Annotated in this window: 14 protein-coding genes; 8 read left to right on the forward strand and 6 right to left on the reverse strand. The window is 63.3% G+C overall.

The features are described from left to right. The first annotated feature begins 118 nt into the window (after nt 1-118). The 3 genes from LXM96_RS01175 to LXM96_RS01185 all read left to right on the forward strand — a co-directional run bounded on the left by LXM96_RS01175 (nt 119) and on the right by LXM96_RS01185 (nt 2,427). A complete protein-coding gene (locus tag LXM96_RS01175; protein WP_239996392.1) occupies nt 119-580 on the forward strand; it encodes a MarR family winged helix-turn-helix transcriptional regulator in 462 nt (153 codons plus the stop codon). Nucleotides 581-817: 237 nt separating this feature from the next. Continuing rightward, nucleotides 818-1,924 carry an ABC transporter substrate-binding protein gene (locus LXM96_RS01180; RefSeq protein WP_239996393.1) on the forward strand — a complete coding sequence of 369 codons (1,107 nt, stop codon included), beginning with the start codon at nt 818-820 and terminating at the stop codon, nt 1,922-1,924. A 113-nt stretch (nt 1,925-2,037) separates the two neighbouring features. Continuing rightward, complete coding sequence (locus tag LXM96_RS01185; protein ID WP_239996394.1) at nt 2,038-2,427, forward strand: cupin domain-containing protein; 390 nt, start codon at nt 2,038-2,040, stop codon at nt 2,425-2,427. A gap of 12 nt (nt 2,428-2,439) precedes the next feature. On the opposite strand, the gene LXM96_RS01190 is transcribed toward LXM96_RS01185, so the two are convergent. Both LXM96_RS01190 and LXM96_RS01195 read right to left on the reverse strand, forming a co-directional pair. Next, entirely contained in the window at nt 2,440-3,102 is a 663-nt protein-coding gene (locus LXM96_RS01190; RefSeq protein ID WP_239996395.1) for an SDR family oxidoreductase, read from the reverse strand. Between the two features lie 120 nt (nt 3,103-3,222). Further along, a complete protein-coding gene (locus tag LXM96_RS01195; RefSeq protein WP_239996396.1) occupies nt 3,223-3,468 on the reverse strand; it encodes a DUF982 domain-containing protein in 246 nt (81 codons plus the stop codon). 125 nt (nt 3,469-3,593) lie between these two features. Here LXM96_RS01195 and ade point away from each other — a divergent pair, with 125 nt between their 5' ends. Beyond that, entirely contained in the window at nt 3,594-5,288 is a 1,695-nt protein-coding gene (ade, locus tag LXM96_RS01200; RefSeq protein WP_239996397.1) for an adenine deaminase, read from the forward strand. A 93-nt stretch (nt 5,289-5,381) separates the two neighbouring features. Here ade and LXM96_RS01205 read toward each other — a convergent pair whose 3' ends face one another. Continuing rightward, nucleotides 5,382-6,107 carry an arylamine N-acetyltransferase family protein gene (locus LXM96_RS01205; protein WP_239996398.1) on the reverse strand — a complete coding sequence of 242 codons (726 nt, stop codon included), beginning with the start codon at nt 6,105-6,107 and terminating at the stop codon, nt 5,382-5,384. Between the two features lie 112 nt (nt 6,108-6,219). Between LXM96_RS01205 and LXM96_RS01210 the strand changes: the two genes are divergently transcribed. Together LXM96_RS01210 and LXM96_RS01215 are read left to right on the forward strand one after the other, a co-directional pair. Next, nucleotides 6,220-6,705 (forward strand): pyridoxamine 5'-phosphate oxidase family protein, encoded by a 486-nt coding sequence (locus LXM96_RS01210; RefSeq protein ID WP_239996399.1) that lies wholly within the window; start codon nt 6,220-6,222, stop codon nt 6,703-6,705. 81 nt (nt 6,706-6,786) lie between these two features. After that, nucleotides 6,787-8,058 (forward strand): GAF domain-containing protein, encoded by a 1,272-nt coding sequence (locus LXM96_RS01215; protein WP_239996400.1) that lies wholly within the window; start codon nt 6,787-6,789, stop codon nt 8,056-8,058. Between the two features lie 9 nt (nt 8,059-8,067). On the opposite strand, the gene LXM96_RS01220 is transcribed toward LXM96_RS01215, so the two are convergent. Further along, complete coding sequence (locus LXM96_RS01220; RefSeq protein ID WP_317208184.1) at nt 8,068-8,415, reverse strand: Atu4866 domain-containing protein; 348 nt, start codon at nt 8,413-8,415, stop codon at nt 8,068-8,070. A 322-nt stretch (nt 8,416-8,737) separates the two neighbouring features. Between LXM96_RS01220 and LXM96_RS01225 the strand changes: the two genes are divergently transcribed. After that, nucleotides 8,738-9,664 (forward strand): AraC family transcriptional regulator, encoded by a 927-nt coding sequence (locus LXM96_RS01225; RefSeq protein ID WP_239996401.1) that lies wholly within the window; start codon nt 8,738-8,740, stop codon nt 9,662-9,664. A 162-nt stretch (nt 9,665-9,826) separates the two neighbouring features. Here the strand turns inward: LXM96_RS01225 and LXM96_RS01230 are convergent, their stop codons facing one another. Next, nucleotides 9,827-10,201, reverse strand: a complete 375-nt coding sequence (locus tag LXM96_RS01230) for a hypothetical protein (RefSeq protein WP_239996402.1) — start codon at nt 10,199-10,201, stop codon at nt 9,827-9,829. Between the two features lie 128 nt (nt 10,202-10,329). Then, nucleotides 10,330-11,982, reverse strand: a complete 1,653-nt coding sequence (gene bglA / locus LXM96_RS01235; RefSeq protein WP_239996403.1) for a beta-galactosidase BglA — start codon at nt 11,980-11,982, stop codon at nt 10,330-10,332. 152 nt (nt 11,983-12,134) lie between these two features. Here bglA and LXM96_RS01240 point away from each other — a divergent pair, with 152 nt between their 5' ends. Next, on the forward strand, nt 12,135-13,046 hold the full coding sequence (locus LXM96_RS01240) for a sugar kinase (RefSeq protein ID WP_239996404.1): 912 nt from the start codon (nt 12,135-12,137) through the stop codon (nt 13,044-13,046). Nucleotides 13,047-13,155: the final 109 nt, after the last annotated feature.

Genomic DNA, 13,155 nt, shown 5'->3' on the forward strand with positions numbered 1-13,155 from the left:
ATATCTTATAGAGGCTGCCGGAGATAATGTCCACAAAAAACTTTATCGCGATATATTTTTCTGCTAGAGAAGGCGCTATCCGACGAAAACGACAATGGAAAAGTTCGGGAGCAACGCCATGACCACCCTCGCCGCCTACCCCTTGGATGAGCAGCTCTGCTTCTCCCTCTATGCCGCCAACATCGCGATCAACCGCACCTACAAGCCGATGCTCGACGAAATGGGGATCACCTATCCGCAATACCTCGTGCTGAGCACGCTGGCTGAGAACGACGGTCTGACGATCGGCGCCATCGCCGAGCGGCTATCTCTAGAATCCAGCACAATCACTCCGCCGGTCAAAAGGCTGGAACAGGCAGGTCTTCTCGAGCGCCGCCGCAGCAAGATCGACGAACGCCAGGTCAACGTCTTCCTGACGCCTGCCGGCAAGGACCGCGTGAAGCAGTGCCGCTGCCTCGGCGAGACGCTGCTGCGCCGATCAGGTATGTCTCCTGAACAATTCGCCGCCTTCAACCGCCAGATCCGGTCCTTTATCCGGGCCCTTCTTGACGAGAAGGCCGCAGGCCAAGCCAATATTTGAGCATCGGCTGGCACCGCTGCAGCAGCAACTTGATCAACACGCATCATTTTTAAGCAATATCCTTGCGAAGGCCAAATGGAGCCGATAGGACTTCGAAGTGCTTGTGCTGCAGCCAAACATGGCGCGCCGGGCAAAGGACCTGCCACGGACGCTCTCTTGGCACAGCCCTTACCGGCTGATGCGGGCCGACCGCCGGCGGGACGAACAGGGCCGCGGCCCGATCCAAGGAGAACCACGATGAACCGGAAACTTCTCGCCGGCGCGACCATGCTCGCGTCGCTCGCTTTCGCCCCCCTCGCCCATGCCGAGATCGTCATCGGCCTCATCGCACCGCTTACCGGTCCCGTCGCCGCTTACGGCGCCCAGGTGCAAAACGGCGCTGAGACGGCGGTCGAGGAAATCAACAAGGCCGGCGGCATTCTCGGCGAACAGGTCGTGCTGAAGCCCGCGGATGACGCCGGCGAGCCGAAGCAGGGCGTTTCCGCCGCCAACCAACTGGTCGGCGAGGGCGTGCGCTTCGTCGTAGGCCCCGTGACCTCCGGCGTCGCCATCCCCGCCTCCGACGTGCTGGCGGAAAACGGCGTGCTGATGGTGACCCCAACGGCAACCGCCCCGGACCTGACCGCACGCGGCCTGCCTAACGTGCTGCGCACCACCGGCCGCGACGACCAGCAGGCCGAGGTCGCCGCGAATTACGTGCTCGAAAACATGAAGGACAAGCGCGTTGCAATCATCAACGACAAGGGCGCCTACGGCAAAGGCCTCGCCGACGCCTTCAAGGCAACCTTGAACGCAGGCGGCGTCGATGAAGTCCTGAACGACGCCCTCACCCCCGGCGACAAGGACTTCAGCGCGCTGACGACCCGGCTGAAGTCGGAAAACGTCGATGTCGTCTATTTCGGCGGTTACCATCCGGAAGCAGGCCTGCTCGCCCGCCAGCTCGCCGACATCGGCGTCGATGCCACGATCATCGGCGGCGACGGCCTGTCCAACAGCGAATACTGGAGCATCGCCAACGAGGAAGCGGCAGGCACGGTCTTCACCAATGCAACCGATGCGACGAAGAACCCCTCGTCCAAGGCTGCCGCCGATGCGCTGGCGGCCAAGAACATCCCGGCCGAGGCCTTCACGCTCAACGCCTATGCCGCCGTTCAGGTCATCAAGGCCGGTATCGAGAAGGCCGGCACTGCCGAGGACACGGAAGCCGTTGCCGCGGCCCTGAAGGACGGCTCGCCCATTAACACGGCGATCGGCGACGTCACCTATGGCGAAGCCGGCGACCTAACCTCGCAGACCTTCGACCTCTACAAGTGGGAAGACGGCAAGATCGTGCCGGTCGAATAAGGCTTCGACCGCGACCTCAAAAAGAAGCGGCCGGCGACGGCCGCTTTTTTTGTTGGCCGGCGCATCGGTCGCTGACATCCTGTCGAAGATGAAGAAGGTGTGGGAGGTGCAGGTTGGCCAGACGAGATTTCGACCCAGAGAGCGTGAAACCTGACGGCAGAATATCCGCCAAGGGCGTGCTGTTCGACCCCGATTCCGCCGGTCCCTGGCGCGGTTTCCTCGCGGGAGAGGCGCTCGGAGGTCAGGTCACTGTGCTCGCCTATGGCAACGACACGCCCGGCGAAGGGCCGCGCCTGCACGTCCACCCTTATGACCAGACCTTCGTCGTCATCGCAGGCCGGGCGCGCTTCTTCGTCGGAGATGCGGTCATCGAGGCCAGTGCGGGAGAAGCCGTCCTCGGACCGGCCGGTGTGCCGCACCGGTTCGAGAACCTCGGCCCGGGCCGGCTGCAGACAATCGACATCCACCATTCGCCGCGTTGGATCCAGACGGACCTCGATTGACCTCTAAGGCCGTTACTCTGCGTAGATCATCTTGCGAGTCATGCCGCCGTCGAGCACCAGCACCTGGCCGGTCACGAAGCCGGCGGAGGCAAGGTAGAGCACCGCATCTGCGACGTCCTTCGGCCGCCCGACGCGCCCGACCGGATGCTGCTCATGATCGACCGGCCGCAGATCCTCCTCGCCGGAGATCCAGCCCGGGGCGATGGCGTTAACCCGGATCTTTGGTCCGAGGCTGACGGCGAGCGCATGGGTCAGCGCCACCAGCCCGCCCTTCGATGCCGCATAGGCTTCGGTTTCGGGCTCGGACATGAAGGCGCGGGTGGATGCCATGTTGATGATCGATGCACCCTCGCCCATCAGCGGCACCGCCGAACGCGTCATCAGGAAGGCGCCCGTCAGATGGCTGTCGGTCACCTTCCGCCAGTCCTCTAGCGACAGGTCCGAGATCGGCCCATTCGTTGGACCGGCAATTCCGGAATTGTTCACCAGCAGGTCCAGGCTGTCCCAGCCGAGCTCCTCGAAGGCGCCGGCGACCGATGTCTCGTCGCCGACGTCGCAATGGATCTGCCGCGCCCCCTCTGGTCCCTGTTCCAAGTCGAAGGATGCCACCTCGAAACCGGCTTGGCCAAGGGCTGCGCATAAACCTGTGCCGATCAGGCCGGCACCACCTGTCACGATTGCTCTTTTCATCCGGTCAGAGATAGGCGCCGCTTTCCGGCTGTCGAGATATCGTGTCGGGGGTGTTGGACATTTCAACGAAAGCAGGGCTTCAACGGCTGCTGACCGACGGGGATATCACGAGCGAAGCAGGATGCCCGCCTCTTCGGCCGCGGCCGCGAATGCTGCACGAGCATCGTCCGCCTTGCGCTTGCCTTCAATCACGGCGGCGCAAGCAAGAAGCGCGCGATCGAGCGCTGGCCCCTCGTCCAGTGGCCAATCCTCGATCATCGCCCAAGAGGCCGCCTGCACGCTACCGATGGCTGTCTCCACAGACGGCTCGCCGATCGAGATCAGGACCGCGCTCTTCCATGCATTGCTCATGCGCGATCCTTAGCTGATCCGCACATCCGGTTCCAGCGCCATTTGACCCGTGAGCGCCGAACCACCCTTCCCCCGACGCCACGCAGATTCTAGAACCCTCTGGGAGAACAATGCGGAGAACCGAAATGAGCCAGCGCCTCGAAAAGCTGATCGACCAGGGCACCGGGCGTGAGTCGGCCGACATCGTGCTGAAGGGTGGACGCTTCTTCGACCTCGTCACCGGCGAACTTGTTGCCTCGGACATCGCCATCTGCGGCGAGCGCATCGTCGGCACCTGCGGCGACTATGCCGGCAAAACCGAAATCGACATCTCCGGCCGCATCGTCGTACCCGGCTTCATCGATACACATCTCCACATCGAAAGCTCGCTCGTCACGCCGCACGAATTCGACCGCTGCGTCCTGCCTTACGGCGTCACCACCGCCATTTGCGACCCGCACGAGATTGCCAATGTGCTGGGCGAGGAAGGCATCCGCCTTTTCCTCGATTCTGCCGAACAAACGATCATGGACATCCGCGTCCAGCTCTCCTCCTGCGTGCCCGCGACCCATCTGGAAACCGCCGGCGCCGTTCTGCCGATCGAGAAGCTCCTGCCTTTCCGCGACCACCCCAAGGTGATCGGCCTTGCCGAGTTCATGAACTTCCCCGGCGTCATCCACAAGGACCCCGGCTGCCTGGCCAAGCTCGACGCCTTCTGGGACAACCATATCGACGGCCATGCGCCGCTCCTGCGCGGCAATGACCTGAACGGCTATCTCGCTGCCGGCATCCGTACCGAGCACGAATGCACGACGGCGGAAGAGGCGATGGAAAAGATCCGCAAGGGCATGCACATCCTTGTGCGCGAAGGCTCCGTCTCCAAAGATCTCCACGCGCTGATGCCGATCATCACCGAGCGCCTGTCGCCCTTCCTGGCGCTCTGCACCGATGATCGCAACCCGCTCGACATCGCGGAGCAAGGCCATCTCGACTACATGATCCGCACCGCCATCGCCAACGGCGTCGAACCCATCGCCGTCTACCGCGCCGCCTCCATCTCCGCCGCCCGTGCCTTCAGTTTGCGTGACCGTGGCCTCGTCGCCCCCGGCTGGCGTGCCGACCTCGTCGTCGTCGACAGCCTGGAAAACTGCAAGGCGGAGATGGTCTTCGCGGCCGGCCGCCGCGTCACCGACGATCTCTTCGCCACCCGCAAGCCCGTCGCCCCCGTCGGCCTCGACAGCGTCAAGGCGCGGCCCGTTCAGGCCATGCATTTCGGTGTGCCGGTGAGCGAGGGCGAGACGCCGGTGATCGGCGTCATGCCGGGCAAGATCATCACCGAACACCGTCGCTATCGCCTGCCCGCCGACGGCAACCAGACCGGCGTCGATCTTACCCGCGACATCATCAAGGTTGCCGTCATTGAGCGCCACGGCAGGAACGGCAACCACGCGAACGGCTTCGTCCAGGGCTTTGGGCTCAAGAAGGGCGCGATCGCCTCCACCGTCGGCCACGACAGCCATAACATCTGCGTCGTCGGCGTCTCGGAGGACGACATGGCGCTCGCCGCCAATCGCCTCGGCGAGATCAAGGGCGGCTTCGTCGTGGTCGAAGACGGAAAGGTCACCGGCGAAATCGCGCTGCCGGTCGCAGGCCTCATGAGCCTCGAGCCGTATGAAGTGGTCCGCGACACGCTGCACGACCTGCGCAAGGCCGCCTACGCGCTCGGCACCACGCTCGAAGAGCCCTTCCTTCAGGTCGCCTTCCTCCCCCTGCCGGTCATCCCGCATCTGAAGATTTCCGACAGGGGCATGGTGGACGTGGACAAGTTCGCGCTGATCTAGCTCACGCAGCCGCCGGCAGGCTTTCAGCCTCGTTCAACCGGCGCCAGATCTGCGCCACGGTCGTGTCGTCCAGGCGCAGACCGAATAGGCCCCTCAGGTGGCCAGCCAGCTCATCGGCGGAGGCGATCTGCGCATCGACCGGCCCCTGATCCCCAACCCGCCGGAGGTTGCGGCCAAGCAGTGCCACATCCTCGCCGGCAGGCGGATGCTCATCATCAGGTTGTTGCGGAAGGGAAGCATGTCCCAGGTCGCGCACAACTGGTTGGCGCCCTCGATGTCCTCGCGGGTGAAGTGCAGTTCGTTAAAGCCGTACAGGCCAAACCAGCCGTCGGCATTGTGCCGCTCCAGCACGCACTCGCCTGTCTCCTGATCTCGGCGCAAACGAAACTCCGTACCGCCGCTGACCTGCACGCCCGGCTGAAGCCGCATCGGGTCGCGCGGCCCTGGGCCGCCGAAGGCCGCGTCCGCCAGCCATTCCTCTCCACCGATCATCACGATCCAGGCAAGATGAGCTCTTATCCCACCAACGGGGGCACCCATCCGCACACGGCCAAGGATCGGGCGTGCAGTGAAGCCGAAATGCCGGAGAGCTTCGCCGAAGACACAATTAAGCTCGAAGCAGTAGCCGCCCCGGCCGCCGGTGACGACCTTCGCCCAGATCTGGTGCGACTCCAGACTCGGTACGCTGCCGAGATAAGGATCGATGTTTTCAAAGGCGATTGTCGAAAGCTGAGCCCGCTGGAGTGCAAACAGCCCCGCCTCGTTGGCCTGGCAGGACGCAAGGCCGGTGCGCTGCGTATATTGGTCGATGTTGAACATGGTGGTCACCCCGGTTGAAGAACGAGGCGGCTTCTAGAGCGCATCCACCGAGAGGGCTTCCTAAAAGTTTGCTAAGTCCGTTCCGACGCGACTATTTTGACGCGACGAAGGGATGGCGGGACCAAAGGTGCATCTGGATCCGGACATTGCGGACTTCATCCAAGGCGAGGTGATGATCATCCTCGGCACCTGCAGCCGCGGCAAGCTGCCGGACATCGGCCGTGGCGTCGGCTGCCGCGTGCTTGCCCCCGGCAATACCGTCGAGGTGCTGGTTTCGGCCTGGCAATGGCCCGAGACCGTCGCCAATCTGCGCGACACCGGCGAGGTGGCGGTAACCTTTGTTCGCGTCGCCGACTACCGCGCTTATCAGATTAAAGGCCGCGCCACCCTTAGAGACTGCACCCCCCAACATTATAGTCTCTGTAACCGCTACATCGCGGCGGCAACGGCAGCCCTCGTCGACCAGGGCGTGCCGACGGCGATGACCGAGATGTGGCTGATGCCGCGCGATCTGGTCGTGGCGCACTTCGGGATCCGCAGCCTGTCCATCAAGACGCCCGGCGCTGACGCCGGCACGTTGGTGGGCGAGCGCAGATGACGGAGGTCTCGCTGCGGCTGTCCGAGATGGAGCGCTTCTTCGAAGGCGTCGTCCCCTCCATCATAGCAACCTGTTCGGCGGATGGCATTCCAAACGTCTCCTATCTCGCATGTCGTGCTGGTGGACGAGGAGCACGTCGGACTGTCAAACCAGTTCTTCGCCACAACGGCGGCAAATCTCGCAGAAAACCCGCATGCCGCCATCCTGCTGGTCGATGGCACGAACGGGAACCAGTGCCGCCTGCGGGCGGTCTTCGTCCGTACGATCTTTGAGGGGCCACTGTTCTCCAGGATGTCGAGCCAGCTTGGCGCATCCAGCAGCCAGGTCGGCATGACCGGCATCATGCGGCTGCGCGGTGTCGATATCTTCCGCGTCGAAAGCGTGACGCTCACCCCTGCCCCGTCACCCACGCCAGTCACGCCGCCGCAGCGGGAACCGCTTCTCACCGCAACAGCCGAAATGACAAGGAGGCTCATCGCGCCCGGCAGCAGTCTCGATCATGCCATCGACGAACTGCTCGCCTGGATGCGAACGTCACTCGGCTGCGACCGCGCGGTCGTCTTCATGGCCGATCATGAGTCCCGTATCCTGACCACGGCGGCAAGCCTCGGCTACGAGCGCTCCGGCGTCGGCTCGGAAATAGCATTCGGCTCCGGCATCTTCGGCGGGGCGGCCGCAACAGGCGAGACGGTCAAGATTAGCGACCTCAGCCGAACGCGCCGCTACGGCGAGGCCGTCCGTAAGTCGACGCGAGACGAGAACCTCACCCGCACCATTGCAGTGCCGATGGATCCCGACAGCCTGAGCCAGATCGCAGTACCGATGATCGTGCACGGGGAACTGCAGGGCGTGCTGGGTGCGGAAAGCCGCCAGCGGCTTGCTTTCACCAATGTCCACGAGTCGGCACTCATCATCGCGGCGCAGCACCTCGCCGCGCTCGTGGCGCTTTCGGAAGCGCAAGCGGAGGCCCCCAAGACCGACCGGCAGTTTGAACGGCCAGCGGCGGAGCCGGCGCTGCCGGTCATCGAGGTCCGCCACTTCCAGTTCGACGACAGCATCTTCATTGCGGGGGACTACATCATCAAAGGGATTGCCGGCCGGCTGCTGAACCACATCCTGCGGGTTCATCTGGAAACCGGTCGTCTCGGCTTCACCAACCGGGAGCTTCGGCTGGAGGCTTCGCTGCGTCTGCCGGAGTTCAAGGACAATCTTGAGACCCGGCTGCTCCTTCTGCGTCGGCGCCTGGCCGACAAGGCCTCGCCCATCCAGCTGGTGCCGGTGGGGCGAGGCGAATTTCTGCTTCAGCTGAAGGGCCGACCCGTCGTCGTTTCCGCCGAGGGTCCCCGCAGCTGAACGACGAACTCACCCCCGCGTCAGCATCACGCCGGCGTGGTACAGCACGTCGTTGCGGAACTCGCCGTCGGCGATGAAGCCGCTGTCGTCCTTGTAGTCGATATGGTCGCCGGTCACGCGATACTCGCCGTGATAGACGCGCTCGCGGTGACCGCGAGACTCGAAATAGCGGCCGTTCGGCAGAAGCTCATAGCGGATGTAGTCGTCGGGGGTGACCCAGAGACCGACATAGGGATGTGTGTTCATGATGTTCTCCTGTGGCATGTCGCCGGCGAACGCAGTCACGCCGGCGATGAAGACGAAGGCCGCCGTGAAGGCGGCGAGTGCGAAGCGGTGGCGCAAATCGCACTCAGCCATTCATGTATTTCCGTCTGAGGTCCTGCTGGCGCCGTCGGGCAAGGGCGCTGCGGATCTCCTGGAAAAGGTGGCCGCCAAGGCCTGAAAGCCAGCGAAAGGGGCTTCCGAGTAGACGCTGGAAATTGTCCATCACCATCTCCATTTCTGTCCGGGGTTGGCTGCATCGGACGAGGCGGAATATGGCCGATCAACAGCGGCAGGCGGTAGACCGAAGCTCCAATATGATTGCACGATCCTCCGAAGGCGTGATTTTCAGCTTCCTTCTCGCCTGAACCGGGCGTAGTCATTATCCTTAGAAAACCCTGCAGATCTGGAGATTTCCATGCTGGCTACACCGACCCACATGCCTCAGCTGGACGAGCTTGCCTCCATCGTTGCACAAAACACCAGCGAGGATGGCGTCTTCGAGACCTCCATTCCGCGCCTGTCGCTGGTGCGCTTCTCCAAGCAGACGGAGCCTTTGCAGACGGTGCAGCATCCGGCGCTCTGCATTATCGTGCAGGGCTCCAAGCAGGTAATGCTCGCTGACGAGATCTACATCTATGGTCCGGCAAGGCACCTCGTCGTCTCCGTCGACCTGCCGGTCAGCGGCCAGATCATCGAGGCGAGCGAAGAAAAGCCCTATCTATGCATCCGGCTTGATCTCGACCTGCCGGCGCTCGGCGCGATGTTCATGGAAGTGACGCCACCCGCCGCCGAACCCGTGGGCGGATGCTCTAAGGCGATCTGCTTGGCTGAGACCTCGCCGCAGTTCCTCGACTCGGCGCTGCGCCTGCTGCGGCTTCTGCAGTCGCCGGAGGATATCGCCTATCTGGCGCCGCTTGCGGAGCGCGAGCTGATGTACCGCCTCCTGCGCGGGCCTCAGGCGCACAAGGTGCGCCGCATGCTGATGCCGGACAGCCGCCTGCAGCAGGTGACCCGCGCCATCACCTGGATCCGCCAGAACTACACCGCCCCCTTCTCCATTGATCAGGTGGCGGCGGAAGCGCGCATGAGCCCGTCGTCGCTGCACCAGCATTTCCGCGATGTGACGGCCATGAGCCCGCTGCAGTACCAGAAGCAGCTCCGCCTGCAGGAAGCCCGGCGCCTCATCCTCACCAGCGCCGTCGATGCCGCCACCGCGGCCCAGCATGTCGGCTACGACAGCCCCTCCCAGTTCAGCCGCGAATACCGGCGCCTGTTCGGCGCTCCGCCAATCCAGGACGTGGCACGGTTGCGGCAGGAGCCGGGACGGTTTGCGGAGGCGTGAGGCAAGCGAGCAGCCTTCGAGGCGCATTGCGCAAACCTTGCCATGGGCCAGCCAGCGCATCGCCTGCCGCGCCATTCGAAACGCCGCGGAGCATGATGGCGGCGAAGCGCGGAGAGCGCCATGCACGTGGCTGCGTCTGCATTCGGTTCGGCGGTGCGAGCCTTACTCGGCTGTTGCATCCTCGCGCACGTCATCGAGAAGAAGATGCACCACGACATATTTGATGCTGTAGTGCGCACCACTGTCCGAAGTGGCGTCCACCGTTCCCCCATCGGCAGGGTGCCAGGCATGATAATGAGGATTGTTGGTGATCAGGGTGACCGCCTTGCCGGCATATTTTCCGTCCAGCCTGTAGCGCGCCTCGGCAAGCGGCCAAATGCGCCGGTAGTCCTCCTCCGTCACGCGCACCCGCAGGGCCGGTCGATGCGTTTCTCCGGCATTGCCGCGACCTGCCCGCTCGGAAACTGGAACATCCAGCATCACCTCCTCGGCATCGTCCAGCAGCGATCTTAGTTCCGCAGGCCAAGCACGTCTCATCGATTTCTCCTCCAAACCCTCTCCTGGGTGATCAGAAATCTAGCTTGAGCTCAGTCCTGAAGTAAACGGCAGCCGCCGGACGTTTCGCGACAACCAATGGGTTGGTTCGCGCCAGCGTCCTCCCCGTCTCAAATCCGCGCGCAGAACGCATCCAGCGCCGCAAGCTTCACCACGCCGCCTTCCACCCTTGGCTCGAATCCCGGCACAGGGATCGGCAGGCAGTTGCGCATCATTGCCGGCAACGGAAAATCCTGTGCCTCGCGCGTCAGGTTGAAGACGAAAAGCAGCCGCTCACCCTCCTTCTCCCGGATAAAGGCAAGCAGGTCGCGATCGTGGGTGTCAACAAAGGTCATCTCGCCATCGAGAAGCGGCGGATGCATCTTCCGAAACGCCAGCGTCTGCCGGTAGTGATGTAACACCGACCCCTGGTCGAGCTCCTGCACGTCCACGGCAGCGGCGACATGCTCCGGCGGCACAGGAAGCCAGGAACGGCCTGTCTCGGTGAAACCCGCGTGATGCTTCTGCGCCTCCCAGGGCATCGGGGTCCGGCATCCGTCGCGGCCCTTGAAGGCAGGCCAGAAACGGATCCCGTAGGGGTCGGTCAAGTCCTCGAAGGTCAGCTCCGCCTCCGTCAGCCCAAGTTCCTCGCCCTGGTAGAGACAGATCGACCCGCGCAGCGCGGCGAGCACGCTGATCGACAGCTTCGCCACCCGTTCGAGCTCCGTCGGGTTCTCGGCAAACCGCGTCACATGCCGCACCACGTCATGGTTCGAGAAAGCCCAGCACACCCATCCGTTCACCACCGTGTCCTGGAAGGTCGAGACGACCCTGCGGATGAAGCGGGCGGAGAATGCTGGTCCCAGGAGGTCGAAGGTGTAGCACATATGCAGCTTGTCATTGCCGCTGGTATAGATCGCAAGCGTCGTCAGCGAGCGCGGCCCGTCACCCACCTCCCCCACTGTTGCCCGATCGGGGTAGCTGTCGATCAGTGATCGAAGACGCTTCAGGAACTCGATGTTCTCGGGCTGGCTCTTGTCGTGCAGGTGATTCTGCATCGAATAAGGATTGGTGTCGGACTCCAGCCCTGCCGTCTCCGCGTCGTAGATCATCGGCGGATTGTCGCGCAACTGCTTGTCGTGGAAGTAGTAGTTCACCGTGTCGAGGCGGAAGCCGTCCACACCGCGATCGAGCCAGAAGCGCACGGCATCCAGCACCGCATCCTGGACCTCAGGATTATGGAAGTTGAGGTCCGGCTGTGACGTCAGGAAGTTGTGCATGTAATATTGCTTGCGCACGCCATCCCATTCCCAGCCCGGCCCGCCGAAAATCGACAGCCAGTTATTTGGCGCCGTCCCATCAGGCTTGGGATCGGCCCAGACATACCAGTCGGCGCGGGCGTTGGTACGGCTGGTGCGGCTTTCGACAAACCAGGGATGCTTGTCGGAGGTATGGCTGATCACTTGGTCGATGATCACCTTCAGCCCTAGCCGGTGCGCCTCCGACATCATCGCGTCGAAATCGGCGAGCGTTCCAAACATCGGGTCGACATCGCAATAGTTCGACACGTCATAGCCCATGTCGGCCATGGGGGACGTGAAGAAGGGTGACAGCCAGATGGCGTCGACGCCAAGCGAGGCGATATGCGGCAGCCGTTGAGTGATCCCCTTCAGGTCGCCGATCCCGTCGCCATTCGTATCCTGAAAGGAGCGCGGATAAATTTGGTAGATGACGGCCCCACGCCACCAATCTGAACCTGCCGTCGTGCCCCTGTCCACTGCCATCGCCGTCTCCTGTTTCGCAACGCGAAGGCAACCTAGAGCCATGGATAAAAAAGACAAACTCAATCTGCCGCCGTACCCCGCCTGCCCACAGCAGCTTGCCTCGCTCGGAAGTTCAGCCTATTGCCAAACTGGTGCGGTTGAGGGAGAGCGCGGTGGCGGGACGTCTGTTATCCATTGGGGAATGCATGGTTGAGTTGTCGCAGGCCGGCGAAGGTCTGTTGCGCCGCGGTTTCGCCGGCGACACATTCAACACCGCCTGGTATGCGCGTGCATGCTTGCCTGCAGATTGGACAGTGGATTACTTCACTGCCCTCGGCGACGATCCGATGTCGTCTGAGATGCTGACCTTCATGAAGGAAGCGGGCATCGGCACCGGCGCCATCCGCCGTATTCCCGGCAAGACACCGGGCCTCTATCTTATTACCCTGAAGAACGGTGAACGCACCTTCAGCTACTGGCGCGACACCGCCGCCGCCCGCAAGCTTGCCGACGATGCCGATCACCTGCGCGCCTGCATCGAGGCCGCGGATATCGTCTATTTCTCCGGCATCACGCTCGGCATTCTGACGCCCGAAGCCAATGACACGCTGCTCGCAGAACTGCGCCGCGCCAAGGCGGCCGGCAAGCGCGTCGCTTTCGATCCGAACGTCCGCCCGCGGCTCTGGTCCGACAAAGAGACAATGCTGAAGACGATCAGCGACGGCGCCCGCGCCGCAACCCTCGTCCTCCCCAGCTTCGATGATGAAACGACTCACTTCGGCGACGGGAGCATCGACGCTACCATCGCCCGCTACCACAGTCTTGGAGTCGAGAGCGTGGTGGTCAAGAACGGCGAGCACGGCGCGACGCTGAGCTTCGGCGAAGGCACCACCCATGTGCCGGCCGTCCCCGCCCTTGAAGTGGTTGATACGACGAGTGCTGGCGACAGCTTCAACGGGGGCTTTCTGTCCCGTCTTGTGCGCGACTCGTCTCCCGAAGACGCAGCCGCCTACGGCGCGGCCGTTGCATCCGTCGTCGTGCGCCATCACGGCGCCCTGATCAGCCCAGCGCTCTTGCCAAACTGATCATCGCGTACCACGCGTATGCCTGACATCACGCTGTAACGAAACCTTCCGATACCAGTCCCGTCACGCAAGGAGGCTGCGATCCGAGTCGCGGCCTCCGCAGCACCGG

It is taken from the genome of Rhizobium halophilum, assembly GCF_021648825.1.
In the GTDB taxonomy this organism is placed as follows: domain Bacteria; phylum Pseudomonadota; class Alphaproteobacteria; order Rhizobiales; family Rhizobiaceae; genus Neorhizobium; species Neorhizobium halophilum.

Excerpts from the sequence above, each read along its gene's own strand:
- LXM96_RS01175 (WP_239996392.1), top strand. The coding sequence starts at position 119 with ATGACCACCCTCGCCGCCTACCCCTTGGATGAGCAGCTCTGCTTCTCC.
- LXM96_RS01180 (WP_239996393.1), top strand. The coding sequence starts at position 818 with ATGAACCGGAAACTTCTCGCCGGCGCGACCATGCTCGCGTCGCTCGCT.
- LXM96_RS01195 (WP_239996396.1), bottom strand. The coding sequence starts at position 3,468 with ATGAGCAATGCATGGAAGAGCGCGGTCCTGATCTCGATCGGCGAGCCG.
- ade (WP_239996397.1), top strand. The coding sequence starts at position 3,594 with ATGAGCCAGCGCCTCGAAAAGCTGATCGACCAGGGCACCGGGCGTGAG.
- LXM96_RS01205 (WP_239996398.1), bottom strand. The coding sequence starts at position 6,107 with ATGTTCAACATCGACCAATATACGCAGCGCACCGGCCTTGCGTCCTGC.
- LXM96_RS01210 (WP_239996399.1), top strand. The coding sequence starts at position 6,220 with ATGGCGGGACCAAAGGTGCATCTGGATCCGGACATTGCGGACTTCATC.
- LXM96_RS01215 (WP_239996400.1), top strand. The coding sequence starts at position 6,787 with ATGGCATTCCAAACGTCTCCTATCTCGCATGTCGTGCTGGTGGACGAG.
- LXM96_RS01220 (WP_317208184.1), bottom strand. The coding sequence starts at position 8,415 with ATGGCTGAGTGCGATTTGCGCCACCGCTTCGCACTCGCCGCCTTCACG.
- LXM96_RS01225 (WP_239996401.1), top strand. The coding sequence starts at position 8,738 with ATGCTGGCTACACCGACCCACATGCCTCAGCTGGACGAGCTTGCCTCC.
- LXM96_RS01230 (WP_239996402.1), bottom strand. The coding sequence starts at position 10,201 with ATGAGACGTGCTTGGCCTGCGGAACTAAGATCGCTGCTGGACGATGCC.
- bglA (WP_239996403.1), bottom strand. The coding sequence starts at position 11,982 with ATGGCAGTGGACAGGGGCACGACGGCAGGTTCAGATTGGTGGCGTGGG.